Genomic DNA, 23,856 nt, shown 5'->3' with positions numbered 1-23,856 from the left:
AGCCGGTTATTGCAACAAGTGAAGCAGCGATTAAAACAACTTTATTCAAAGATAGATTTATAACAATAAATTTAATAAAGGATGAGCAACTATTTAATGTTAGATATCAAAATAAACCATTCATGATCTGGATCTGGATCTCTACATTAATAATAATTTTTGGGGGTACATTTGCGGTTTTTAGTAAAAAAAAAAATTACTCTTAGTTTTTTAATATTAGTTTTTATTGTTTTTTGCTTTTTAGTTTTTAATAAAGCATTGTTTAAGGATAAAATATATTCTCCAGAATTCAAAGATGGGAAAACAACTTATTTAGTAGACTTTAGTTTACCTGAGTTATATTCGGCTAATGAAATAAAATTAAGTGAAGTTATTGAAAACAAGGATTTTTCCATAATTAACATCTGGGCTTCATGGTGTGTTCCGTGTAGAGAGGAAAATGATCTTCTTAAGAGTTTAAGCAGTCTAAGTTCACTGCAAATTATTGGCATAAATTATAAAGATAGAAAAAAAAATTCTATAAAATTTTTAAATGATTACGGAAACCCATTTAAATATAATTTAGTAGATAAAGATGGAACAGAGTCAATAAACTTAGGTGCTTATGGTGTTCCAGAAACTTTCTTGATTAACAAAAATAGAAAAATTTTAATAAAGATTATAGGACCAATAAATGACAAAGATGTTAAACAGATTAGGGAGATTGTAAATGGTTAAAAAAAAATTTATTGTCTTTTTATTTTTATTTATTAACTTTTTTGGAATATGTTATTCTGAGACAGAACCTTATTCTAAACTTGAAAATGATATTGCAAAAAATTTAAGATGTCTGATTTGTCAAGGTCAGTCTATATACGACTCCAATTCTGAATTTGCATTAAGTATGAGAATCTATATTAAAGATAAAATAGACAGAGGTCACTCAAAAGATCAAATTTACAATATGTTAGTCAAAAAATATGGTCAATGGATTGTTTATGATCCTGGATATTCAAAAAAAACCTTTTTATTGTGGTTTATACCAATATTGTTTTTTTTATTAGGTGGTGCAATAATATACTTAAGAATATATAAGAGTAAAAAAATATGAAAAATTCTTTTAAAATTTTATTGTTAATCTTTTGTACTTTTATAACTTCTGAAAAGTTATACGCTGAAGAAAAAAAAAAAATGGATACTGGTCATAAATATAATATTTATACCGGAATGTTTGATTTCAGTGATAAAGGAAAAAAATCTCAAATTATTGGAATACAACACCTAAATGATAATCTTTTCAGAGATAGCTTAATAGGTAAAATTAAACCTGTTACTGGTTTTATGTTAACTACTGACTCAGCTTCATATCTTTATACAGGAATTCAAGCTGAGTATAATATTGGAAGATTAAATTTAACACCAAGTTTTACACCAGGTTTATATCATGAGGGAGATGGGAAAGACCTCGGTCATTTGGTCGAATTTAAAAGTGAGCTTCAATTATCCTTAGATTTATCACCAAGTACAGAATTTGGTTTTTCATATAATCATATATCTAACGCTAGTTTAGGAGAAAAAAATCCTGGGGCAAATAGTTATATGTTTAATTTCTTTAAAAGCTTTTAAATTATCAGTATGAATTTAAAAGATTGCCACAATTTCAGTGACTTTAGAATTTTAGCCAAAAAAAAATTACCGTCACCGATTTTCCATTACATTGATGGTGCTGCGGATGACGAGATTACTTATAACCGAAATACATCTGCGTTTAATGACGTAGATCTTGTACCCAATGTATTGAGAGGTGTTGAAAACGTAGATTTGTCTACAACAATTTTTGGAAAAAAAATTGATTTACCTTTTTACTGTTCCCCTACTGCTTTACAAAGGTTATTTCATTATGATGGAGAAAGAGCAGTAGGAAAAGCAGCTCAAAAATTTAACACAATGTTTGGCGTTTCAGCTTTAGCTACTGTAAGTGTGGAAGAAATCTCGTCTTTAATTGATACACCAAAAATGTTTCAATTCTATTTTCACAAAGACAGAGGATTAAATGACTCTTGTTTAGAAAGAGCGAAAGCAGCTAAATTTGATGTGATGGCTTTAACTGTTGATACTATAACAGGTGGAAATCGTGAAAGAGATTTAAGAACAGGTTTTACATCACCACCTAAACTTACTTTATCAAGCTTATTTAGTTTTGCTACAAAACCAATGTGGGGGATAAATTATCTAACAAAAGGGAAATTCGAACTACCGCATCTACAAGATTTTGTAAAAGAAGGTACAAGCACCAATTCTTCAATTGGTAATTATTTTTCTACTATGTTGGATCAATCCATGAATTGGAATGATGCTGAGAAGTTATGTTCTAAGTGGGGTGGTCATTTTGCACTTAAAGGAATTATGAGTGTCGAAGATGCAAAGAAAGCTGTTGATATTGGATGCACTGGTATAATGGTTTCTAATCATGGAGGTAGACAACTTGATGGATCAAGGTCACCATTTGATCAACTAGCAGAAATAGTTGATGCAGTAGGAGATAAAATTGATGTTATTTGTGAAGGTGGGTTTCAGAGAGGAACACACATGCTCAAAGCTTTATCTCTAGGTGCGAAGGCTTGCGCTGGAGGAAGATTGTATCTCTATGCTTTAGCTGCGGCGGGACAAGCCGGAGTAGAGAGAGCATTAGGGCAATACAAAGCTGAATTAGAACGAGATATGAAATTAATGGGATGTACTAAGATTAGCGACCTCAATAGAAATAATTTAAGATTTAGATATACTTAAAAAAAATTCTATGAGTCTTAAAGACTGTTATAATTTTGAGGATTTTAGGAAATTAGCAAAAAAAAAATTACCTTCTCCAATTTTCCATTATATTGATGGTGGCTCAGATGATGAAACTACTCTTAAAAGAAATACAGAGGCCTTTAACGATTGTGATCTAATACCAAATGTTTTGGCAAGCGTAGGTAAACCAGACTTATCTACAAATATATTTGGAAGAAAAATTGATATGCCAATTTTCTTATCCCCATGTGCTATGCAAAGATTATATCACCACGATGGTGATAAAGCCTCCGCAAAAGCTGCTAATAAATTTGGAACATTTTATAGCATGTCTACAATGGCAAATAATACAATTGAGGAAATTTCTAACTTATCTAGTGGTCCTAAATTATTTCAGCTTTATGTTCATAAAGATAAATCAATAACAAATGATTTGATTGATCGCTGTAAAAGATCAGGATTTGATGGAATGTGTCTAACTGTAGATACTCTTGTTGCAGGGAACAGAGAAAGAGACCACAGAACAGGTTTTACCACACCACCAAAATTAACTTTAAAAAGCCTTTTGAGTTTTGCCGTGCACCCTACTTGGGTATTTAATTATTTAATTCATGAAAAATTTAAATTAGCAAATGTTGCAACAAAAACTGACAAAGGAACTAATATTGCTAAATCAGTTATAGACTACATTAACGAGCAGTATGATCCAGCTATGAATTGGAAAGATGCAGAGTATTGTGTAAAAAAATGGAATGGTCCTTTTGCTCTAAAAGGAGTTATGTCAGTTGAGGATGCAAAAAGAGCGATTGATATTGGGTGCTCAGCTATAATGATATCTAATCATGGTGGTCGACAACTAGATGGTTCAAGATCACCGTTTGACCAAATTAAAGCGATATCCGATGCTGTTGGTGATAAACTTGAAATTATTTTGGATGGTGGGGTTAGAAGAGGAACTCATGTCTTAAAAGCAATAGCCGCTGGAGCTAAAGCTTGTAGTTTTGGTAAAATGTTTTTGTTCTCTTTAGCCGCAGGTGGTCAGCAAGGAGTTGAGCATTTATTGAAGACAATACATGACGAAATTAATAGAAATATGGTTTTAATGGGTTGCAAAAATTTAAAAGAGTTGAATAGTTCAAAATTAATTTATAGAAATATTGGATAATTATAAAAAATTATGAAACTAGCGAAAAGTTTAGATAGATTAGGAACTGAGACTGCATTCTCAGTTTTAGCGGAAGCGAAAAAATTAGAGGCTTCAGGAAAACCAATGATACATCTTGGATTAGGTCAACCTGATTTTAAAACTCCAAAACATGTAGTTGACGCTGCAAAAAAAGCTCTAGATGATGGCCACCACGGTTATGTTTTATCAAATGGAATTCTAGAATGTAGACAAGCAGTTTCAAGAAAAATTAAAACTCTTTATAATCAAGATGTTGACCCAGAAAGAATTATCATAATGCCAGGTGGTAAACCAACAATGCACTATGCGATCCAATGTTTTGGAGAACCAGGTGTAGAAATAATTCATCCAACACCAGCTTTTCCTATTTATGAGTCTATGATTAACTATACTGGATCTACTCCAGTTCCATATGATCTTACTAAAGATAAAGATCTAAAGTTTAATGCAGAGGAAATATTATCTTTAATAACTGACAAAACAAGATTATTAATTTTGATTAATCCTAATAACCCAACAGGAAGTTTTGTAGAAAAATCTGAAATTGATAAACTTGCTAAAGGTTTAGAGCAACACCCACATGTAACAATTTTAAGTGACGAGATTTATAGTAGACAAATTTTTGATGGCAAAGAGATGCCAACTTTTTTTAATTATCCTAAATTAAGAGAAAGACTCATTGTATTAGAGGGATGGAGTAAAGCTTATTCTATGACTGGATGGAGATTAGGTTGGAGTTTTTGGCCTGAGCATTTAGTTGAACATGTTAATAAATTATTAATAAATAGCGTTTCTTGTGTTAACGCAGCTGCTCAATATGCCGGTATTGCTGCACTAGATGGACCAGACGACTCAATACATGAAATGATGGAAAAATTTACAGCAAGAAGAGACCTTATTCACAAAGGCCTAAATGATTTGCCAGGTGTTGAATGTAGTTTACCTGGTGGTGCATTTTATGCTTTTCCAAAAGTAAAAGAGACTGGAATGAATGGAAGTGAATTTTGTAAAAAAGCTATGCACGAAGCTGGTGTTGCAATCGTACCAGGAACAGCATTTGGTCAAACTTGTCAGGATTATGTGAGATTTAGTTTCGCAGCATCAAGAGATAACATTTCTCAAGCATTGGAAAACATAAAAAAAATGCTTAAATAATTTAAGTATTTTTTTTGTAAGATTTATATAGTATCATTAACATATGAATAGCGAACTTCAGTCCGAATTAAAAAAAATACTAAATTCTAGGTTTTCCGAGTCAGAATCAACAAGATTGAATTATGCAAGAGGAGAAGACACTTATGATCCAATTTTATCTAAGGCTGTAGTATTTCCGGAAACTAATGAAGAAGTTTCTAAGATATTAAAATTATGCAATCAACATAAGATACCTGTTGTTCCGTTTGGAACAGGGACCTCTTTAGAAGGCAATGTTGTCGGGAACGATCAAGGGATTACAATTTCTCTTGAAAAGATGAATAAAGTATTAAGTGTAAACGTAGAGGATTTTGATTGTAAAGTTCAGGCATGTGTAACTAGAGAACAATTAAATGATTATTTAAGAGAAGATGGGGTATTTTTTCCAATCGATCCAGGTGCAAATGCTGCAATTGGTGGAATGGCCTCTACTTCAGCGTCAGGAACAATGGCGGTTAAATATGGAACTATGAAAACTGTTATTACTGGATTAACAGTTGTTTTACCAAATGGAGATATAATAAAAACTGGTAGCAGAACAAAAAAAACTTCAGCTGGATATAATTTAACAAATTTGTTTATTGGTTCTGAAGGCACACTTGGAGTTATAACAGAGATCCAGCTAAGATTGTCACCAATTCCAGAAAGCATTATGAGTGCAGTATGTCATTTTAAAACTTTAGAGGATGCAGTAAAAACTGCGCAGGAGGTAATTCAATATGGTATTCCGATTGCAAGAATTGAAATGCTTAATAAAGATCAAATGGAGATTAGTATAGAATACTCTAAATTAAAAGACGTAGAAGCTACACCGACTTTATTTTTTGAATTCCATGGATCAGAAACTTCGAATAAAGAATCAATAGATATTGTTGAAGAAATATCGAAAAATAATAATGGAAGCTCCTTTAAATGGGCAAAAGATTTGACGGATAGAAATAAGCTATGGAAGGCAAGACATGATGTCTATTATTCTGTCAAGGCGCAAATAAATAATGGCAGAGTGTACTCAACTGATGTTTGCTTACCCATTTCTAAAATAACGGAATGTGTCAACTTTGCAGATGCTGAGGCTAAAAAATTTGGTTTAAGAGCCCCAATGGTTGGTCATCTTGGTGATGGTAATTTCCATGTTTTACTACCCTATGACCCAGAAAAAAAAGAGACCTATCAAAAAATACGAAAATTTAGTGATATTCTTATAGAAAAAACATTAGAACTAGAAGGCACAATTACTGGGGAACATGGAGTTGGGCTTCATAAAAAAGATTACCTTCTTAAAGAACATGGTGATAATTTACCTGTTATGAAATCTATCAAAAGAACCATTGATCCAAACAATATAATGAATCCTGGTAAAATTTTTGACTTAAACTAATAAGTTGAATGAAAAAAATTTTAATTACCAGAAAACTTCTAAGATCAAATGAGGAAAAAGCCTCAAAGTTGTGGGAGGCTAAACTTAATTTAAATGATGAACTTTATTCTCAATCTAAATTAGTGGAATTAAGCCAAGGTTGTGATGGAATATTAACATCGCTAACTGATAAAATGGATGAGGCAACTATCAATAAATTACCAGAGAGTATAAAAATTTTATCAAATTTTGCTGTAGGATTTGGTAATATTGATTTAGTAGCTGCTAAAAAAAGAAATATAGCAGTTACAAACACTCCAGATGTTTTAACAGATGCTACAGCTGAAATAGGAATATTGTTAATTCTAGGAGCTTGTAGAAGAGCAAGTGAAGGTATTCAAGCTGCAAAAGAGTCTAATTGGAAATGGTCAGCAGACTATTTGATTGGCAAACAATTAACTGGCTCAAGGTTAGGAATTTTAGGGATGGGACGTATCGGTCAAAAAATTGCTAAAATAGCAAAGTCGCTTGGTATGATAATACATTATCACAATAGATCTAAATTGAGCTCTGATAAAGAACAAGGAGCTACTTATCATGATAATCTAAAAAGTTTAATGGAAGTTTCAGATGTATTATCTGTATGTTGCCCAGCCTCAAAAGAAACAATTAATCTTATAAATAAAGAAACTTTGGAGTATTTACCAAAGGGTGCAGTAGTAACTAATGTAGCAAGAGGAGATATAGTAGACGATGAAGCTTTACTGGATGCATTAGATAGAAGAAAAGTTTATGCAGCTGGTTTAGATGTTTATAAAAACGAACCCAATTTAAACCCAGGATATCTTAAACATAAAAGTGTTTTCATACTTCCTCATCTTGGAAGTGCCACTAAAGAAACTAGAACAGCCATGGCTAATCTTGCTATCGATAACATTGAGGAATTTTTCAAAACGGGAAGCTGCAAAAATAAAGTAAATTGATAAATTTATACTACCAATAGTTGTAAATAATTAAGTTTAGAACAATTTTAACCTAAGACTCCAAGTTCATTTTGTGCTTTAATAATATCAAGTTAATTAACTAATAGAGGAGAAATAAATGATTAAAGAAAAAAAATCATTGAAGGGAAAAATTCCTTCAAGACGTAAGTTCTTTAAGGCAGCGGCAGCAACTGGTGCAGCAGCAACAGCAGCAGTAGCAATGCCAAACATTGCATTCGGAGCTCCACAAACTCTAAAAATGCAAGCTGCATGGCCAAGTGGTGCTAACATCTTTTTTGAAATGGCAGGAGACTATTGCAAAATGGTTAGCGACATGTCTGGCGGTTCTTTAAAAATCGATCTTCAACCAGTTGGAGCAGTTGTAAAGACTAGTGAGATCGGTCAAGCGGTAAGTTCAGGTGCTGTAGATATGGGACACTGGGTAACTGCTTATTGGTATGGTAAAAATCCAGCAGCATCATTATTTGGTACTGGACCATCATACGGTATGTCATCTCAAGAAGTAATGGGATGGATGGAGTACGGTGGCGGAAGAAAACTGTATGAAGAAACACTTGCAAAAGTTGGTTTCGATTACACAGGTGTATTCCACATGCCTATGCCAGCACAACCTTTTGGTTGGTTTAAAAAGAACGTAACAAAAGTATCTGACGTTAAAGGTATGAAGTACAGAACAGTTGGTCTTGCTACTAACGTTCTTACAGCAATGGGAATGGTCGTAAGACAGTTACCAGGTGGTGAAATCCAACCAGCTATGAAAACTGGTTTGATTGAAGCAGCTGAGTTTAACAACCCAACTTCAGACTCTCAGTTTGGTATGCAAGATGTTTCTAAGCATTATCACTTAGGAAGCTTCCACCAATCTCAAGAGATGTTTGAAATACCAATTAACAATAAAACATTTAATAGTCTGTCACCAGCAAACAAAGCAATATTGAAAAATGCTGCTTACGCTGCAAACACAGATAACTACTTTAAAGCATTAGTTAGATATTCAGCTGATTTATCTAAATTAATGAATCAACATAAAGTAAATGTTTACCAAACTTCAGATGAAATTTTAGCTCAACAGTTAAAAGGTTGGGATAAAGTTATCGGTGATTTCAATAAGAAAGATCCTTTCTTTAAGAAAATCGTCGATTCTCAAAAAGCATACGCTAAGAGAGTAATGAAATACTTGCTGATGAATCAGCCTAATTACAAGTTAGCATATGAAAATGAGTTTGGACCAATTGCTAAAGTAAAAATATAATCAAGATATAATCTTAATTAAGGGGGCCAATGGCCCCCTTTTTTTTGTTTGATTAATAGATAGAATTTAACGTAAAGTGATATTATGAAATCTTTCATAAAATTTGCAGACACACTAAGTGCATCAATGGGTAAAGCCTTTTCATGGTGCATAGTTATACTTATGGGTGGAACTTGCTATGAAGTAATAATGGCTTACGCTTTTAATAGCCCTACACTTTGGAATTTTGACTTTAGTTTACAAATGTATGGTGCAATTTTTATGATGGCAGGTGCTTATTGTTTGTCAACAGAGGCACATGTTAGAGGGGATGTTATTTATAGATTGTTTCCTACAAAAGTTCAGGGCTGGATTGATTTAATTTTATATTTTATTTTTTTCTTTCCTGGAATTTTGGCTCTAGTATTTTATGGATACGAATATGCAGCGTTAGCATGGAAAATTAAAGAAACTAGTTGGAACAGTCCAGCACAAATACAAATTTATATGGCAAAATCTATAATACCACTGTCAGGAATTTTATTAACAATCCAAGGAATTAGTGAAGTTTGTAGAGCGATCATTTGTATTAAAACAGGTCATTGGCCAGAGAGAATGTCAGCAGGTGCTGAAGAAACTGAAAAAATATTAATGAGAACATCTCAGAAAGACGAAAAAGCTGATGTTATTTGAATTAACAAATCCAGAAATTGCAATATTAATGATGAGCTTATTTTTGTTTGCAGTTCTTTTAGGTTTCCCAATTGCATTCACTCTACTAGCTATGGGTGTTGGGTTTGGATATTACGCTTATTTTGATCCAACTAGGATGGATCATCTGCTTGATAATCGGATATTTTCTTTATTAGTCCAAAATACTTACACCATAATGGATAATACAGTTTTAACTGCGGTGCCTTTATTTTTATTTATGGGTTACTTAGTTGAAAGAGCTGGGATAGTAGCAAAATTGTTTTTTGCTATAAGACTTGCTTCCCATAGACTACCAGCCTCAATGGCTGTCGCAGCACTCGTAACATGTGCATTATTTTCTACAGCAACAGGAATAATTGGAGCAGTTGTAACTTTAATGGGCCTTTTAGCTTGGCCAGCAATGATCAGAGCTGGATATGATAAAAAATTTGCATCCGGAGTTATATGTTCAGGAGGATGTTTAGGAATTTTAATACCTCCAAGTATTATGTTAATTGTATATGCAGTAATAGCTCAATTATCTCCACTAAGACTTTTTGCTGCCGCTATATTTCCTGGCTTAATGTTAGCAGGTCTTTATATTTTATATGTAATTATAAGAGCATATTTCAATCCGTCTCTAGCACCTAAGCCTGCAGCTGAGGAAATTCCGCCAAGATCAGTAATTTTAAAAGAGGTTCTAGTTTCTTTTGTTCCATTGTTCTCATTAATAATTTTAGTTTTAGGTACAATTTTAGGTGGACTAGCTACTCCAGCAGAGGCGGCTGCAGTAGGAGCATTTGGAGCTTTGATTTTATCTTTTTTTTATAAGTCATTAAAATGGAAGAATTTTAAAGAATCAGTTTTTCTAACAGCTAAAACCAGCGCAATGATTATGTGGTTATTTGTTGGATCTTGGACATTTGCATCAGTTTTTTCATATTTAGGCGGCCACGAAGTTTTTGAAGAATTTTTTAAATCAATGGATATTCAACCTTGGCAATTTTTAGTTATCACACAAATCATAATATTTTTACTTGGTTGGCCATTAGAGTGGACTGAAATTTTAATTATATTCGTACCAATATTTTTACCGCTAGTAGAATTTTTCGGGGTAAACCCGTATTTTTTTGCAATGTTAATAGCTTTAAATTTACAAACATCTTTTCTAACTCCGCCGATGGCAATGTCAGCTTATTATTTAAAAGGTGTGCAAAGTAAAAATGTTGAACTACTGCAAATTTTTAGAGGTATAATGCCTTTTCTTGGAATAGTAATATTTGCAATGGTTTTAATGTACATGTTTCCTGGTATTGCTTTATGGTTACCAGATGTTTTATTCGCAGAATAAATTTTAATGTCCAATATATTTCAATTAACTGTCTCTGAAATAGCAGAAAAAATAAAAAAATCTGATCTAAACTCTGTTGATTTGTGTAAATCATACATTGAGCAAATAGATAAATTTGAAAAAGATGTAAAAGCTTGGGCCCATTTTGATAAAAAACTTCTTCTAGAAAAGGCAGAAGAGGCAGACAATCATAGAAGATCGGGCAAACCCTTAGGGCCTCTCCACGGAATTCCGGTAGCACTAAAAGATATAATAGGAACATATGATATGCCAACTGAGTGTGGAACTGTTTTAAGAAAAGGAAAAACAGAGTCACAAAATGCAGAGATAGTAGATTTGCTTAAATCATCAGGAGCATTAATCATGGGAAAAACAAATACTTCTGAATTGGCTTATCTTGCTCCACCTAAAACAACAAATCCTCACGATTATTCAAGAACTCCAGGTGGATCATCTAGTGGGTCGGCAGCTGTTATAGCTTCTCATATGGCGCCTTTATCAATTGGTTCTCAAACAGGAGGTTCAGTGATTAGACCAGCGTCTTACTGTGGTGTTGTTGGTTACAAACCGAGTTATGGATTAATTTCACGTAATGGAGTTTTAAGAACTTCGTATAATCTTGACCATATAGGAGTTTTTGGAAGAACAGTAGAGGATGTTGCTTTACTTGCAAAAGTGTTAATCAAAAAAGATTCTTACGATAAAGCGACCATACATTATTCCTCAGAATTTATGTTAGACGAGTGTAAAAAAGGACCTATGTTTGATCCAAAGTTTATTTTTTACAAGACAGATAGTTGGAAGAAAGTTGATAAAAAATCCAGAGAGGCATTTGAATATTTTATAAAATCTTTTAAAAAAAATATTGAAGTATTTGATACTCCTTCATACTTTAAGGATATAGACAAATACCACAGATTAATACATGAAACTGATTTAGCTAATAACTTTCAAGTTTATTACAAAAAATCAAAATCAAAACTTTCAAAGGAAATGCGATCAGCTATTTCAAAGGGTATGAAGCATTCTGCTAAAGAATATTTAGATGCCGTTGACTTTATGGAGAGGAGTTATGAGTCTTATAAAGAGGTATTCGAAGATTATCATGGAGTGTTAAGTCCATGTAGTACTGGTGTAGCTGATAAAGGTTTAAAAAGTACAGGAAGTGCTGATTTTAATAGAGTATGGTCGTATATGCATACACCAGCAATTTCTCTACCTTTACTTCAAGGAGAAAATAATTTACCATTAGGTGTCCAATTAGTTGGTGACAGGCATGACGATAACAGATTTTTAGGTGTAGCTAACTGGCTGGAAAAGGAGAGCAAAAAATTTAATGAATAAAATCACAGTTATTATTGGTCTAAGTTTTGCAATATTTTTTTTAGTTGGACTCGCAACAACACTAACAAGATCTATGATGATTGGTTTTTTGGATGTTTTGCCAGTATATATCTTAATGGGTATAGCGATAGTAATGATGATATACGAATCTTTTTTCGATAAATCATAACACGTTTCGTGATTAAAAAAGAGCTTCTAGCTTATTCTTTATTAGTAATTCAACCAATATTTATGGCAAGCAATCTTGTAGTTGCAAGAGGTGGAGTTGAATACATACCGCCAATATCTCTTGCTTTTTGGCGGTGGTTAACTGTTTTTTTAATTCTTCTAATTTTTAATTACACAATTTTTTCTAAAAAAAAAATTATACTTAAAGAATATAAGAAATTGTTTTTTTTGGGTTTTATGGGATGCGGAGTTTGTGGAGCTTTTCCATTTATTGCAGGTCAAACTACGACAATAATAAATATGGGTATAATTTATACTTCTTCTCCAATTTTTATAATTTTAATAAGCTATTTTTTTTTTAAAGAAAAAATGAATTTACTTAAAACAATAGGACTAATATCATGTTTATTGGGAGTTATAATTATTATTATCAAAGGAGATTATTTAGCATTAATTGAACTAATGTTTACCAAAGGTGATCTCTGGATGTTAGGAGCATCAATTGGTTGGGCTTTATACTCTATTTTTCTATTTTATTGGAAGTCATCGCTTAAAGTATTTGAACGTTTTACACTAATATCTTTATTTGGTGCTTTAAGTTTATTACCTTTTTATCTGACTGAAGAAATTTTTATAAAAAGTACTACGTTTGATACAAACTTTATAATTTGGGTAATATTTGCTGCAGTCTCACCAGGGATAATAGCATTTTCCTTGTATACCTATGCTCAAAAATATTTAGGAGCAACTACAACTGGTTTCACTTTATACCTTTTTACTGTGTATGGTGCTTTTTATGGAATTTTGTTTTTTGGTGAAAATTTAAAAACTTTCCATGTATATGGAACAATATTAGTATTTTTAGGTGTTTATTTAGTAAAATATAAAAAAAAAAATGTATAAGAAAATTTCAATGATAATTTTAAATTCAGCTATAGCTTTAACAGTCATTTATCTAGTGGTTGTAATCGTTATTTTTCTTTCACAGAGAAAATTAATGTATCACCCTAATGAAAATAACTATCTTGAGGAAAATCAATTAAATCATAAAATTGAAAAAGTTTATATAAATTCAGATTTTAAACTTTTAGGCTGGCATCATTTAAAAAATAAAAAATTTAAAACATTGCTCTTTTTTCATGGTAATGCAGGAAATCTTCAAAATAGAATTTATAAATTAAACGATATTTCAAAACTTGATTTAAACTATTTGATTATAGCTTACAGAGGATTTAGTGGTAATAAGGGTGAGCCAAATGAAATCGGTCTTTACAAAGATTCTGAGGCAGCAAAAAAATGGCTAAATAATATTGGTGTATCTGACAAAGACATAATTTTATACGGTGAGTCGTTAGGAACAGCAGTGGCTGTTGATTTAGCATCAAAACATAATTTTGCAGGAATAATTTTAGAGTCGCCTTTTACATCAATGGTTAAATTATCAAAAATATATTATCCATATTTGCCAGTAAAAATACTTTTGAAAGATAAATACGAATCGATAAAAAAAATTGATAAAATAAATTTTCCTAAAATGGTAATGCATGGTGACAAAGATAAAATTGTCCCTTTCAGCATGGGAAAAGAAATGTTCGAAAAGTTTTCTGAACCCAAGTTAAGTTATTTTAGAAAAGATGATGACCATATGATGGAATTTGATGAAGAGTTGTTAGAAAAAATTAAAAATTTTTTAAAAATTATATAGTGATCAATTAAAATTAATGAAATTTTTAGAAAAACTTTCACTATCAAAGATTTGAAGATCATCCTCTTTTTCACCAAACCCTAAAGCGATAATCGGTAACTGAAATTTTTTAGAAACTGCAATTAAAATACCACCTTTTGCTGTACCATCAAGTTTGGTCATAATTAACCCTGTGATTGGTATAATCTTATTGAATTCTTCGACTTGATTTATAGCGTTTTGACCAGATGTAGCGTCTAAGACTAAAATTACATCTTGTGGCGCTTTCTCATCTATTTTTTTTATTACATTTCCAATTTTTTTAAATTCATCCATTAAATTTTTTTTATTTTGCAATCTACCCGCTGTATCTATTAAAGTAATATCTACATTATTTTTCTTTGCAAACTCCATAGCCTTATAGGCAACAGATGCAGGATCACTTCCTGGTTCGGACTTAATTATTTCGCAATTTAATTTTTTTGACCATCTCTCCAGCTGATCAATTGCTGCTGCTCTAAATGTGTCGCAAGCTACAAAAATTACTTCATTATGATTTAATTTATAAAGTTTTGACATTTTTGCAATTGTTGTGGTTTTGCCTACACCATTTACTCCAGAGATAAGAACTGCTTTTCTCTCTTGAGTTTTACTAAAAAAATTTTTGTTTTCTAAAGGTTTCAATAAAGAATTTATATAATTATTTATAATATTTTGAATCTCTTCAAGTTCGTTCTTACTCGGATCAATTTTACGGTTAGAAATTTCCTCTCTAATTTCAGAAGATGCTTTTACCCCAACATCTGATTGGATCAAAAATTCTTCAATTTTTTCTAATTCTTTATCACCAATTTCTTTGTTAATTATGATTTCTTTAATACCTTTAGAAAAATTTGAAGTAGTTTTTTTTAAACCGTCTTTAAATTTTTTAAAAATATTTATCATAGGTTTAAATGAATTTTTTCTATATTAGATACATTTCCTTCCATAAGGATATTTCCATCAACGTCCTTATTTATTTTGATCTTTCCTAATTTAAATTCAATTTCAGTAGGATAAATTGAAACTTTATTTATTTCACCTGCAATTGCTGTAGCACACGCTGCAGTACCACAAGCTTTAGTCAAGCCTGCCCCTCTTTCCCAATGTAAAACCTTAAAATGTTTATCATTAATTTTTTTTGCAAATGTCACGTTTACTTTTTCTGGAAACAAAGAATTACTTTCAATTTTAGGCCCTATGTCTTTTATTTGAATTTTATCTAAATCTTCAGTAAAAAAAATTATATGCGGATTTCCAACATTCACTGCTGTCCCTGAAAGATTAAGATTATCTACTTTAATTTCAACATTCTTTGTATCTACTTCTTTTGCTAAAGGTATTTCATTCCAACTTGTTTTAGGAATTCCAATATTAGTTTGGATATTATTCTCATTTAAGATTTTAGATTTTAGAATACCGCTCTCCGTTTCAAATGTGATTTCACTTTTAGCATTTTCTTTTGACAAAAGGCTTGCTACACATCTCGTACCATTACCACAAGCTGCTGAGTCGGATCCATCAGAATTTTTAAAAATTAAATAAGCATCAACTTTTTCACTTTTTTTAACTAAAATTAGTTGATCGCAACCAATTTTTTTTCTGTCACAAATACTTTTTATTTGAGACTTATTTAATTCAAAGTCACTATCTCTTTGATCGATAATAACAAAGTCATTTCCTAAACCGTCCATTTTATATGCTTTAAAATCCATATATTTATACTTAACTTATTTATTGACTTTTTGAACCTCTATTATAGTTTCTCACCACTTCCGCAAAAAAACAGCATTTTGCGGTGTCTTTGGAAACAAAGAGATCGACACCAGTCAGCGAGGGTTCGCCCACTGGTGCGATGACTGCTGGATTAAAATATGTTTGAAAATTTAACAAATAAATTCGAGGGTATACTCGATAAATTTAAAAAATCACCATCACTTGATGAAGGTCAGGTTGATGATGGTTTAAGATTAATAAGACAAGCTCTATTAGAGGCAGATGTTTCTTTAGACGTCGCAAAAGAATTTATTAATAATGTTAAACCGAAAGTTTTAGGGAAAGAAATTCTAAGATCAACAGCTCCTGGGCAGATGGTTGTAAAAATTGTCTATGACGAGCTTGTAAATTTCTTAGGTGATAAAAATCAAGAAATTAATTTAAAATCTAATCCACCAATTTCAATTATGATGGTAGGACTCCAAGGATCTGGTAAGACAACTAGTACCGCAAAATTATCTAAATTTTTAGAAAAAAATAACAAAAAAAAGATCATGATGGCAAGTTTAGATATCTATCGTCCTGCTGCTCAAGACCAATTAAAAGTTCTTGGTGAGCAAAATAATATTCAAACACTGCCAATAATAGAAGGTCAAACACCCACGGATATTTGCAGAAGAGCCTTAACGGCTGCAAACCTTAATGGCTCAGATGTTATTATTTTTGATACCGCTGGAAGAACACAAATCGATTTACAGATGATGAGTGAAATAAAACAAATAGAGGAAGTCATAAAACCAACTGAAACAATACTGGTCGCTGATTCACTTACTGGTCAAGTAGCTGCTAATGTGGCAAAGGAATTTGGAAATACAGTAAAACTTACAGGAATAATTTTAACACGTGCTGATGGAGATGGAAGAGGTGGTGCAGCACTTAGTATGAAACATGTTGCTAATGTGCCAATCAAATTTTTAGGAATAGGAGAAAAAATCGAAAATCTAGAAATTTTTCACCCTGACAGGATTGCAAATAGAATTTTAGGTATGGGAGATATCGTTTCTCTAGTTGAGAAAGCAGCACAAGACATCGACGAAGAAAAATTAAAAGAAGCTGAAGAAACTTTAAAAAAAGGACAATTTTCACTAGATGATTATTTAACACAATTAAGACAAATGAAAAAAATGGGTGGTATAGAGGGAGTAATGTCTTTTTTACCAGGTGTCTCAAAATTAAAATCACAAATGGATCAAGCAGGAGTTGATGAAAAAATTATAACTCAAAATGAGGCAGTAATATTGTCAATGACAAAACAAGAGAGAGATAATCCTAAAATAATAAATGGATCTAGAAAAAAAAGAATTGCTAATGGCTCTGGTACAGATATTGCCACTATCAATAAATTGTTAAAACAATTTAAAATGATGTCTGACATGATGAAAAAAATGTCAAAAGGAAACACAAAAGGGTTAATGGATAAAGGATTGCCACCAGAACTCTTCAATCAATTAAAATAATAAAGGAGAAAAAATGTTAAAACTTAGATTATCAATGGGCGGTACAAAAAAAAGACCAGTATATAAGATAGTTGTAGCAGACAGCAGATTTCCACGAGATGGAAGATTTATAGAAAAACTAGGATATTTCAATCCACTGTTACCAAAAGATAAAAAAGATAGAGTAGGTCTTGAATCTGAGAGAATTAAATATTGGTTAGGTCAAGGAGCAAAACCAACTACTAGAGTTGCAAGAATTTTAGGGGAGAATAAATTAATTGAAATGCCTGCAGCTGGTAATAATCCCAACAAGGCTATTCCAAAAAAAGATAGAAAAAAACAAGATGCTGGTGCTGAAAAAAAAGAGGATAAAAAAGCTGATGCTCCAAAAGAAGCTCCAAAGGCAGAAGAGAAAAAAGCTGATGCTCCAAAAGAAGCTCCAAAGGCAGAAGAAAATAAAAAATAATGTTTCAAGTAAAAATATTCACTTTATATCCAGACTTTTTTCCAGGAATTCTAAGCAAAGGTATCTATGGAAGAGCAATTGAGAAAAGTTTGTGGAACTTGGATGTAATCAATATTAGAGACTACGCAAAGGATAAGCATAAAACAGTAGATGATACTCCTTACGGAGGTGGTGAAGGAATGGTTTTAAAACCTGATGTAGTTGCAAAAGCTCTAGATCAAAATTTAAAAAAAAATGAAAAAATTATTTACTTAACACCTAAAGGAAAGACTTTTGATCAAATTAAAGCAAAAAAATTTTTGAACGAAAAAAAAATAAATATTCTTTGTGGTCATTTTGAAGGAATTGACCAAAGAGTCATAGAGTCCAGAGGTATTGAAGAGATAAGTATCGGGGACTACATTTTGTCAGGTGGCGAGACAGCTGCATACGTAATTTTGGATAGCATATTAAGACTTGTGCCGGGTGTTCTAGGAAATGAAAATTCTTACAAAGACGAAAGTTTTGAAAATGGTTTATTGGAGTATCCTCAGTATACAAAACCACAAATATGGGAAAAAACACCAGTTCCTGAGGTGCTTTTATCAGGAGATCATAGCAAAATTAAAGACTGGCGTTTATCTCAATCAGAGGCTATAACACGCCACCGAAGACCAGACTTGTGGCAAAAATATAAAAAGAATTAAATTGATAAATATACAAATGAAAAATATTGAACAAATAAATAGAGAGAACGTAAAGAAAATCTCAGCAGAAAAAAAATTACCAGATTTCTTTCCTGGAGATATTATTAAAGTTGGTGTTAGAATTACAGAAGGAAAGAGAGAAAGAATTCAATATTTCGAGGGCGTTTGTATCGCAAAAAAAAATAGAGATATTAACTCTTCATTTACCGTAAGAAAAATATCCTTTGGCGAAGGAGTTGAAAGAACATTTGCACTCTTTAGTCCAATTGTTGATACTATTAAAGTTATAAGATCTGGAAAAGTAAGAAGAGCTAAGCTATACTACTTAAGAGACAGAAAAGGGAAATCGGCAAAAATTGCTGAAAAAATTAAAAAGAAAATCGGTATTGATATAGAGACAAAACCTGAGGGAGTAACAGAGGAAAATGTTGTTAAACAGACTACAAAAGATGATAAAGTAGAAACTCCTGAGGATGATAAATCTCCATCTTTAAAAAAAGATGAGAGTCTTAAAGAAGACAGCACTAAAAAGGCTAAATAAAATTAAACTTTTTTAAATGTCAAAAACTTTATACGATAAAATCTGGGAAGAACATTTAGTACATCAGCAAGAAGATGGCACATCTTTGTTATTTGTCGATAGACATTTAATACATGAGGTTACTAGTCCCCAAGCTTTTGAAGGTTTAAGAAATTCTAACAGGAAAGTTAGAAATCCCAAATTAACACTTGCAGTTGCAGATCATAATGTTCCAACTACAGATAGATCTAAAGGTATTGCAGATGAGGAGTCTAAAATCCAAGTTGATACACTAGGTAGGAATTGTAAGGAGTTTGGAATTAAACTTTTTGGAATGTCTGACAAAAGACAGGGTATAGTACATATTATTGGGCCAGAGCAAGGATTTACACAGCCTGGGAACATAATTGTTTGTGGAGATAGTCATACAGCAACCCATGGAGCTTTTGGCGCATTAGCTTTTGGAATAGGTACTTCAGAAGTTGAGCATGTGTTGGCAACCCAAACGTTGGTTCAAAAAAAATCAAAAAATTTAAGAATAAGCGTTAATGGTAAATTACCAATCGGAGTAACGTCTAAAGATGTAATTTTACAAATAATAGGAAAAATTGGAACTGCTGGCGGTACAGGTTATGTCATTGAATATGCTGGAGATGTTATCTCATCATTGACAGTGGAAAATAGAATGACAATTTGCAACATGACAATCGAAGGCGGAGCACGAGCAGGATTGATAGCTCCTGACGAAAAGATATTTAGATATTTAAAAGGTAAACCGATGGCACCAAAAAATGAAATCTGGGATAAAGCAGTTGAATATTGGAGTAAACTTAATTCAGATAATAACGCTAATTTTGATAAAGAAGTTACACTTAGAGGAGAAGACATACAGCCGATGGTTACTTGGGGTACATCACCACAAGATGTCATTACTATAGATGGAAAAGTCCCTAATCCTTCTGATGAAAAAGATAATGACAGAAGAAACTCGATTGAAAGATCTTTAAAATATATGGGTCTCAAACCAAATACATTAATTAAAGATATAAAAATTGACAAAGTTTTCATAGGTAGCTGTACAAATGGTAGAATTGAAGATTTAAGAGATGCAGCAAAAATTCTAAAGGATAAGAAAATTGCATCTCATGTAAAAGCCATGGTCGTTCCAGGATCAGGGTTAGTAAAAGAACAAGCTGAACAAGAGGGTTTAGATAAAATATTTTTAAATTCTGGATTTGAATGGAGAGAACCAGGATGTTCCATGTGTTTAGCAATGAATGCTGATAAACTTAAACCAGAGGAAAGATGCGCATCAACATCTAACAGAAATTTTGAGGGTAGACAGGGTAGAGGTGGTAGAACACATTTAGTTAGCCCAGCTATGGCAGCAGCTGCAGCAATTTCTGGAAATTTTGATGATGTAAGAAAGTATAAAAATTAATGAAAAAGTTTAATAAATTAAAAAGCATTCCTGCATACATACCAATAGTTAATATCGATACGGATATGATAATTCCTAAACAATTTTTAAAAACTATTAAAAGGACAGGTTTAGGAAAAAATCTTTTTTTCGAGATGAGGTATGATGATGAAGGTAAAGAAATTTCTGACTTTGTTCTAAATAATGAACCTTACAATCAATCAAAAATATTAATCACTGGTAAAAATTTTGGATGTGGCTCATCGAGAGAACATGCGCCTTGGGCACTTTTAGACTTTGGTATTACTTGTGTAATAAGTTCTAGTTATGCAGATATATTTTACAATAATTGTTTCAAAAATGGCATCTTACCAATAACTGTCAAAGAGGAAGTAATAAAAGAATTATCTGAATACTCTACAAGAAAAGAAGAAATATCGATAAACTTGGAGGACCAGTCTATAAAATTTGGAAATAATGAAATTAAGTTTGAAATTGATGAATTTAAAAAAAAATGCCTTCTAGAAGGTTTAGATGATATCTCTCTTTCGTTAGCCCAGTCTTCAAAGATTTCAGCTTATGAAAGCAAAATAAAGTCATCGAAGCCTTGGATTTTTAATGATTAAAGTAAAAAAAAGAAAAATTTTACTTTTACCTGGGGATGGTATTGGTCCAGAAGTAATCAATGAAGTAAAAAAAATAATTGAATGGTTTAATAAAAATAGATCTCTTGATTTCGAAGTAGATCAAGATTTAGTAGGTGGGGCTGCGTATGATAAATTTAAAACTCCCATTACCGATGAAGTATTTTTTAAAGCCTTAGAATGTGAAGCAGTAATTTTAGGCGCTGTAGGAGGCCCTAAATGGGATAACTTAGATTTTTCTAAAAAACCAGAAAGAGCATTACTAAAATTAAGAAAAGAACTTAAACTTTTTGCAAATTTACGACCTGCTATTTGTTTTAAACAGTTAGTTGAGGCTTCTAGTTTAAAACCCGAAATAGTATCAGGACTTGATATAATGATTGTAAGGGAATTGACTGGAGGAATTTATTTTGGTGAACCAAGAGGTATAAAGCCCATCGATAATGGAGAGAGAAAAGGAATTAATACTCATACATATACATCCAAAGAAATTGAAAGAGTTGCAAGAGTTGCTTTTGAATTAGCCAAAAAAAGAAATAATAAAGTTACTTCTTGTGAGAAATCAAATGTTATGGAAGCTGGTCAACTTTGGAAAGAGGAGGTAACTACTCTTCACAAAAAAGACTATAAAGACGTAAATTTAGAACACATGCTTGCGGATAACTGTGCTATGCAGTTATTAAGAAATCCAAAACAATTCGATGTAATAGTAACTGATAATTTGTTTGGAGATATACTTTCTGATGAAGCAGCAATGCTTACAGGTTCATTAGGATTACTACCTTCAGCCTCACTTGGTGCAAAAGATAAAGATGGAAATTTAAGATCAATGTACGAACCTGTGCATGGTTCTGCTCCAGATATCGCAGGCAAAGGTATTGCTAATCCAATTGCAACAATTTTAAGTTTTTCAATGGCTTTAAAATATTCTCTAAACTTAGATAAAGAGTCCACTGAATTGGACAATGCAGTTCAGAAAGTTTTAGACGATGGATTAAGGACAAAAGACATTATTTCTAAAGGAAAAAAAGAAGTTTCCACCTCTATGATGGGGGATGCGATTATTGCGTGTTTGCAAAAATAATTAAATTATCTTAATTTAAGTATAGTAAAAAAAATGACAACTTATACAGCACCTGTTGAAGATATGATGTTTCTTTTTGAGAAATTAAGAGACAATAAAAATTATAATGACTTAGAAAAGTATAAAGAAGTCAGTCCAGATCTCGTTAAAAACATTTTAGAAGAAGCAGCAAAAATAAATGAAAATTTAATTTTACCACTTGCAAAAGCTGGAGACGATAATCCTGCAGTTCTAGAAAATGGCGTAGTAAGAACACCACCTGGATATAAAGAAGTTTATCAAAAATATATCGAGGATGGATGGACTTCATTATCCTGCGATCCAAAATATGGTGGACAGGGAATGCCTAGAACTGTAAGTGCTTTTTTTGATGAGATGATATCATCTGCTAGTTTGGCGTTTAAGCTTTATAGTGAATTAACTCTTGGTGCTTATAACTGTATTCATCATCACGCTTCAGATGAAATTAAAGATAAATATCTTCCTAAAATGGTTGAGGGTAAATGGAGTGGTACAATGTGTTTAACAGAGCCAGTCTGTGGAACAGATTTAGGTTTATTAAAAACAAAAGCAGTAGAACAACAAGATGGAACTTATAAAATTACAGGTCAAAAAATATTTATTACATCTGGAGACCATGATCTTACTGAAAATATAATCCATTTAGTAATTGCAAGAGCAACAGACTCACCTAAAGGAACTAAAGGAATAAGTTTATTTTTAGTTCCAAAATTTGTTGTAAAAAATGATGGAACAATTGGCGCAAGAAATGGAATTTCAACAGGATCTATAGAAACAAAAATGGGCATCAAAGGTTCAGCAACTTGTGTTTTAAATTTTGATGACGCAACTGGATTTATGATTGGTCCTAAAAATAAAGGATTAAGTCAAATGTTTACTATGATGAACCTAGAGAGAATTGTCGTTGGAATTCAAGGTTTAGGGATTTCAGAAATCGCTTACCAGAATTCATTAAGCTATGCTAAAGAGAGAAAACAAGGTAAAAGCAATAATAACAAATCTCAAAATGGAAATGCAGATTTAATTATTGAACATGCAGATATAAGAAAGTCATTATTAAACATGAAATCAATAATTGAGGGAGAAAGAGCATTATGTTTTTGGTTGTCACAACAAACTGAAGTTAGCTTAAATCATAGTGATCAGAAAATTAAACAAGATGCATCAGATATGGTTTCATTAATGACACCAGTTGTAAAATCTTTATTTTCAGATTTAGGTATGGAAATTACTAGTGATGCAATGCAAATATATGGAGGATATGGGTATACAAAAGATCAAGGTATAGAGCAATTATACAGAGATAATAGAATAACACCTATTTACGAAGGGACCAATTCAGTGCAGGCTGCTGATTTAGTTTTTAGAAAATTATCAAATAAAAATGGAAACATAATTAATAAATTCTTAGATCTTATTAAATCTGAAACTAATTCAAATAACGAAAAAATTAAACCGTTTGTTAAAGAATTTAATAATTATCTAGAAATCCTTAAAAAATTCAGTGAATGGACAATTGATAGATCTGAGACTAACAGAGATGATGTAAGCGCAGCAGCAAATGATTATTTGAAAACACTTGGTTATATTTCTTTGGCCTTTGCTTGGATTAAAACACTTCAAGTAAGTTTTAAAGATTACGAAGAAAATAAGAAATTCTATGATGACAAAATAAATACTGCTAAATTTTATTTTGAAAAAGTATTACCTAGGGCTGAACAACACTATAAATCTGCCATTTCAGGAAGTTCAAACATTATGAATTTTAATTTTAACTGAA

At 31.8% G+C, this 23,856-nt stretch carries 26 protein-coding genes; 24 read left to right on the top strand and 2 right to left on the bottom strand.

The genetic code is table 11. The annotated features are described in order from the left end of the window. The 16 genes from AMN80_RS04735 to AMN80_RS04665 all read left to right on the top strand — a co-directional run. Positions 1 to 206 (top strand): cytochrome c-type biogenesis CcmF C-terminal domain-containing protein (locus AMN80_RS04735; RefSeq protein WP_306452538.1); only part of this gene is annotated, 206 nt, incomplete at its 5' end. A gap of 52 nt (positions 207 to 258) precedes the next feature. After that, the gene (locus tag AMN80_RS04730) at positions 259 to 717 is read left to right on the top strand and encodes a redoxin family protein (RefSeq protein ID WP_179850282.1); all 459 of its coding nucleotides are present in this window, start codon (positions 259 to 261) and stop codon (positions 715 to 717) included. After that, on the top strand, positions 710 to 1,090 hold the full coding sequence (locus AMN80_RS04725; protein ID WP_075520834.1) for a cytochrome c-type biogenesis protein: 381 nt from the start codon (positions 710 to 712) through the stop codon (positions 1,088 to 1,090). Before AMN80_RS04730 ends, AMN80_RS04725 begins: the two co-directional genes overlap by 8 nt. Then, on the top strand, positions 1,087 to 1,605 hold the full coding sequence (locus AMN80_RS04720; protein ID WP_075520833.1) for an acyloxyacyl hydrolase: 519 nt from the start codon (positions 1,087 to 1,089) through the stop codon (positions 1,603 to 1,605). The genes AMN80_RS04725 and AMN80_RS04720 overlap by 4 nt, the downstream gene beginning before the upstream one ends. Before the next feature lie 9 nt (positions 1,606 to 1,614). Continuing rightward, a complete protein-coding gene (locus tag AMN80_RS04715) occupies positions 1,615 to 2,769 on the top strand; it encodes an alpha-hydroxy acid oxidase (protein ID WP_075520832.1) in 1,155 nt (384 codons plus the stop codon). 10 nt (positions 2,770 to 2,779) lie between these two features. Further along, positions 2,780 to 3,937, top strand: a complete 1,158-nt coding sequence (locus AMN80_RS04710) for an alpha-hydroxy acid oxidase (RefSeq protein WP_075520831.1) — start codon at positions 2,780 to 2,782, stop codon at positions 3,935 to 3,937. Positions 3,938 to 3,949: 12 nt separating this feature from the next. Continuing rightward, the gene (locus tag AMN80_RS04705) at positions 3,950 to 5,113 is read left to right on the top strand and encodes a pyridoxal phosphate-dependent aminotransferase (RefSeq protein ID WP_075520830.1); all 1,164 of its coding nucleotides are present in this window, start codon (positions 3,950 to 3,952) and stop codon (positions 5,111 to 5,113) included. A 43-nt stretch (positions 5,114 to 5,156) separates the two neighbouring features. Next, entirely contained in the window at positions 5,157 to 6,530 is a 1,374-nt protein-coding gene (locus AMN80_RS04700) for an FAD-binding oxidoreductase (protein WP_075520829.1), read from the top strand. An 8-nt stretch (positions 6,531 to 6,538) separates the two neighbouring features. Beyond that, positions 6,539 to 7,492 (top strand): 2-hydroxyacid dehydrogenase, encoded by a 954-nt coding sequence (locus tag AMN80_RS04695; protein ID WP_075520828.1) that lies wholly within the window; start codon positions 6,539 to 6,541, stop codon positions 7,490 to 7,492. A 118-nt stretch (positions 7,493 to 7,610) separates the two neighbouring features. Beyond that, positions 7,611 to 8,765, top strand: a complete 1,155-nt coding sequence (locus AMN80_RS04690) for a TRAP transporter substrate-binding protein (RefSeq protein WP_075520827.1) — start codon at positions 7,611 to 7,613, stop codon at positions 8,763 to 8,765. Positions 8,766 to 8,849: 84 nt separating this feature from the next. Beyond that, positions 8,850 to 9,437: a TRAP transporter small permease subunit gene (locus tag AMN80_RS04685; RefSeq protein ID WP_075520826.1), complete on the top strand. Its 588-nt coding sequence runs from the start codon at positions 8,850 to 8,852 to the stop codon at positions 9,435 to 9,437. Continuing rightward, entirely contained in the window at positions 9,427 to 10,788 is a 1,362-nt protein-coding gene (locus tag AMN80_RS04680) for a TRAP transporter large permease (RefSeq protein ID WP_075520825.1), read from the top strand. Before AMN80_RS04685 ends, AMN80_RS04680 begins: the two co-directional genes overlap by 11 nt. A gap of 6 nt (positions 10,789 to 10,794) precedes the next feature. Next, positions 10,795 to 12,132, top strand: a complete 1,338-nt coding sequence (locus AMN80_RS04675) for an amidase (RefSeq protein WP_075520824.1) — start codon at positions 10,795 to 10,797, stop codon at positions 12,130 to 12,132. Beyond that, positions 12,125 to 12,301, top strand: a complete 177-nt coding sequence (locus AMN80_RS05570) for a hypothetical protein (RefSeq protein WP_179850281.1) — start codon at positions 12,125 to 12,127, stop codon at positions 12,299 to 12,301. Before AMN80_RS04675 ends, AMN80_RS05570 begins: the two co-directional genes overlap by 8 nt. Positions 12,302 to 12,309: 8 nt before the next feature. Then, positions 12,310 to 13,203, top strand: a complete 894-nt coding sequence (locus tag AMN80_RS04670; RefSeq protein WP_256997999.1) for a DMT family transporter — start codon at positions 12,310 to 12,312, stop codon at positions 13,201 to 13,203. A gap of 10 nt (positions 13,204 to 13,213) precedes the next feature. Beyond that, a complete protein-coding gene (locus AMN80_RS04665) occupies positions 13,214 to 14,005 on the top strand; it encodes an alpha/beta hydrolase (RefSeq protein ID WP_075520837.1) in 792 nt (263 codons plus the stop codon). 3 nt (positions 14,006 to 14,008) lie between these two features. Here AMN80_RS04665 and ftsY read toward each other — a convergent pair whose 3' ends face one another. Beyond that, on the bottom strand, positions 14,009 to 14,926 hold the full coding sequence (ftsY, locus tag AMN80_RS04660; RefSeq protein WP_082256568.1) for a signal recognition particle-docking protein FtsY: 918 nt from the start codon (positions 14,924 to 14,926) through the stop codon (positions 14,009 to 14,011). Continuing rightward, entirely contained in the window at positions 14,926 to 15,717 is a 792-nt protein-coding gene (gene dapF / locus AMN80_RS04655; protein WP_256997998.1) for a diaminopimelate epimerase, read from the bottom strand. The genes ftsY and dapF overlap by 1 nt, the downstream gene beginning before the upstream one ends. Before the next feature lie 180 nt (positions 15,718 to 15,897). Between dapF and ffh the strand changes: the two genes are divergently transcribed. The 8 genes from ffh to AMN80_RS04615 are packed head-to-tail and all read left to right on the top strand — an operon-like array spanning position 15,898 to position 23,855. After that, positions 15,898 to 17,256, top strand: coding sequence for a signal recognition particle protein (gene ffh, locus AMN80_RS04650; protein WP_075520821.1), 1,359 nt, complete (start codon positions 15,898 to 15,900; stop codon positions 17,254 to 17,256). Positions 17,257 to 17,269: 13 nt separating this feature from the next. Further along, positions 17,270 to 17,701, top strand: coding sequence for a 30S ribosomal protein S16 (rpsP, locus tag AMN80_RS04645; RefSeq protein WP_075520820.1), 432 nt, complete (start codon positions 17,270 to 17,272; stop codon positions 17,699 to 17,701). Continuing rightward, positions 17,701 to 18,387: a tRNA (guanosine(37)-N1)-methyltransferase TrmD gene (trmD, locus tag AMN80_RS04640; protein ID WP_075520819.1), complete on the top strand. Its 687-nt coding sequence runs from the start codon at positions 17,701 to 17,703 to the stop codon at positions 18,385 to 18,387. Before rpsP ends, trmD begins: the two co-directional genes overlap by 1 nt. A 16-nt stretch (positions 18,388 to 18,403) precedes the next feature. Continuing rightward, complete coding sequence (gene rplS, locus AMN80_RS04635; RefSeq protein WP_075520818.1) at positions 18,404 to 18,928, top strand: 50S ribosomal protein L19; 525 nt, start codon at positions 18,404 to 18,406, stop codon at positions 18,926 to 18,928. Between the two features lie 16 nt (positions 18,929 to 18,944). After that, the gene (gene leuC, locus AMN80_RS04630) at positions 18,945 to 20,348 is read left to right on the top strand and encodes a 3-isopropylmalate dehydratase large subunit (RefSeq protein ID WP_075520817.1); all 1,404 of its coding nucleotides are present in this window, start codon (positions 18,945 to 18,947) and stop codon (positions 20,346 to 20,348) included. Continuing rightward, on the top strand, positions 20,348 to 20,953 hold the full coding sequence (gene leuD / locus AMN80_RS04625; protein WP_075520816.1) for a 3-isopropylmalate dehydratase small subunit: 606 nt from the start codon (positions 20,348 to 20,350) through the stop codon (positions 20,951 to 20,953). The genes leuC and leuD overlap by 1 nt, the downstream gene beginning before the upstream one ends. Beyond that, positions 20,946 to 22,055, top strand: coding sequence for a 3-isopropylmalate dehydrogenase (leuB, locus tag AMN80_RS04620; protein WP_075520815.1), 1,110 nt, complete (start codon positions 20,946 to 20,948; stop codon positions 22,053 to 22,055). The genes leuD and leuB overlap by 8 nt, the downstream gene beginning before the upstream one ends. Positions 22,056 to 22,088: 33 nt before the next feature. Continuing rightward, the gene (locus tag AMN80_RS04615) at positions 22,089 to 23,855 is read left to right on the top strand and encodes an acyl-CoA dehydrogenase family protein (protein ID WP_075520814.1); all 1,767 of its coding nucleotides are present in this window, start codon (positions 22,089 to 22,091) and stop codon (positions 23,853 to 23,855) included. Position 23,856 lies beyond the last annotated feature (1 nt).

Source organism: Candidatus Pelagibacter communis (genome assembly GCF_001179985.1).
Classification (GTDB): Bacteria; Pseudomonadota; Alphaproteobacteria; order Pelagibacterales; family Pelagibacteraceae; genus Pelagibacter; species Pelagibacter ubique_J.
This window is presented reverse-complemented; position numbering and strand designations above follow the sequence as displayed.

What these genes read in the sequence shown, in the direction of transcription:
- AMN80_RS04725 (WP_075520834.1), top strand. Translation starts at nt 710, where the DNA reads ATGGTTAAAAAAAAATTTATTGTCTTTTTATTTTTATTTATTAACTTT.
- AMN80_RS04720 (WP_075520833.1), top strand. Translation starts at nt 1,087, where the DNA reads ATGAAAAATTCTTTTAAAATTTTATTGTTAATCTTTTGTACTTTTATA.
- AMN80_RS04715 (WP_075520832.1), top strand. Translation starts at nt 1,615, where the DNA reads ATGAATTTAAAAGATTGCCACAATTTCAGTGACTTTAGAATTTTAGCC.
- AMN80_RS04710 (WP_075520831.1), top strand. Translation starts at nt 2,780, where the DNA reads ATGAGTCTTAAAGACTGTTATAATTTTGAGGATTTTAGGAAATTAGCA.
- AMN80_RS04705 (WP_075520830.1), top strand. Translation starts at nt 3,950, where the DNA reads ATGAAACTAGCGAAAAGTTTAGATAGATTAGGAACTGAGACTGCATTC.
- AMN80_RS04700 (WP_075520829.1), top strand. Translation starts at nt 5,157, where the DNA reads ATGAATAGCGAACTTCAGTCCGAATTAAAAAAAATACTAAATTCTAGG.
- AMN80_RS04695 (WP_075520828.1), top strand. Translation starts at nt 6,539, where the DNA reads ATGAAAAAAATTTTAATTACCAGAAAACTTCTAAGATCAAATGAGGAA.
- AMN80_RS04690 (WP_075520827.1), top strand. Translation starts at nt 7,611, where the DNA reads ATGATTAAAGAAAAAAAATCATTGAAGGGAAAAATTCCTTCAAGACGT.
- AMN80_RS04685 (WP_075520826.1), top strand. Translation starts at nt 8,850, where the DNA reads ATGAAATCTTTCATAAAATTTGCAGACACACTAAGTGCATCAATGGGT.
- AMN80_RS04680 (WP_075520825.1), top strand. Translation starts at nt 9,427, where the DNA reads ATGTTATTTGAATTAACAAATCCAGAAATTGCAATATTAATGATGAGC.
- AMN80_RS04675 (WP_075520824.1), top strand. Translation starts at nt 10,795, where the DNA reads ATGTCCAATATATTTCAATTAACTGTCTCTGAAATAGCAGAAAAAATA.
- AMN80_RS05570 (WP_179850281.1), top strand. Translation starts at nt 12,125, where the DNA reads ATGAATAAAATCACAGTTATTATTGGTCTAAGTTTTGCAATATTTTTT.
- AMN80_RS04665 (WP_075520837.1), top strand. Translation starts at nt 13,214, where the DNA reads ATGATAATTTTAAATTCAGCTATAGCTTTAACAGTCATTTATCTAGTG.
- dapF (WP_256997998.1), bottom strand. Translation starts at nt 15,717, where the DNA reads ATGGACGGTTTAGGAAATGACTTTGTTATTATCGATCAAAGAGATAGT.
- ffh (WP_075520821.1), top strand. Translation starts at nt 15,898, where the DNA reads ATGTTTGAAAATTTAACAAATAAATTCGAGGGTATACTCGATAAATTT.
- rpsP (WP_075520820.1), top strand. Translation starts at nt 17,270, where the DNA reads ATGTTAAAACTTAGATTATCAATGGGCGGTACAAAAAAAAGACCAGTA.
- trmD (WP_075520819.1), top strand. Translation starts at nt 17,701, where the DNA reads ATGTTTCAAGTAAAAATATTCACTTTATATCCAGACTTTTTTCCAGGA.
- rplS (WP_075520818.1), top strand. Translation starts at nt 18,404, where the DNA reads ATGAAAAATATTGAACAAATAAATAGAGAGAACGTAAAGAAAATCTCA.
- leuC (WP_075520817.1), top strand. Translation starts at nt 18,945, where the DNA reads ATGTCAAAAACTTTATACGATAAAATCTGGGAAGAACATTTAGTACAT.
- leuD (WP_075520816.1), top strand. Translation starts at nt 20,348, where the DNA reads ATGAAAAAGTTTAATAAATTAAAAAGCATTCCTGCATACATACCAATA.
- leuB (WP_075520815.1), top strand. Translation starts at nt 20,946, where the DNA reads ATGATTAAAGTAAAAAAAAGAAAAATTTTACTTTTACCTGGGGATGGT.
- AMN80_RS04615 (WP_075520814.1), top strand. Translation starts at nt 22,089, where the DNA reads ATGACAACTTATACAGCACCTGTTGAAGATATGATGTTTCTTTTTGAG.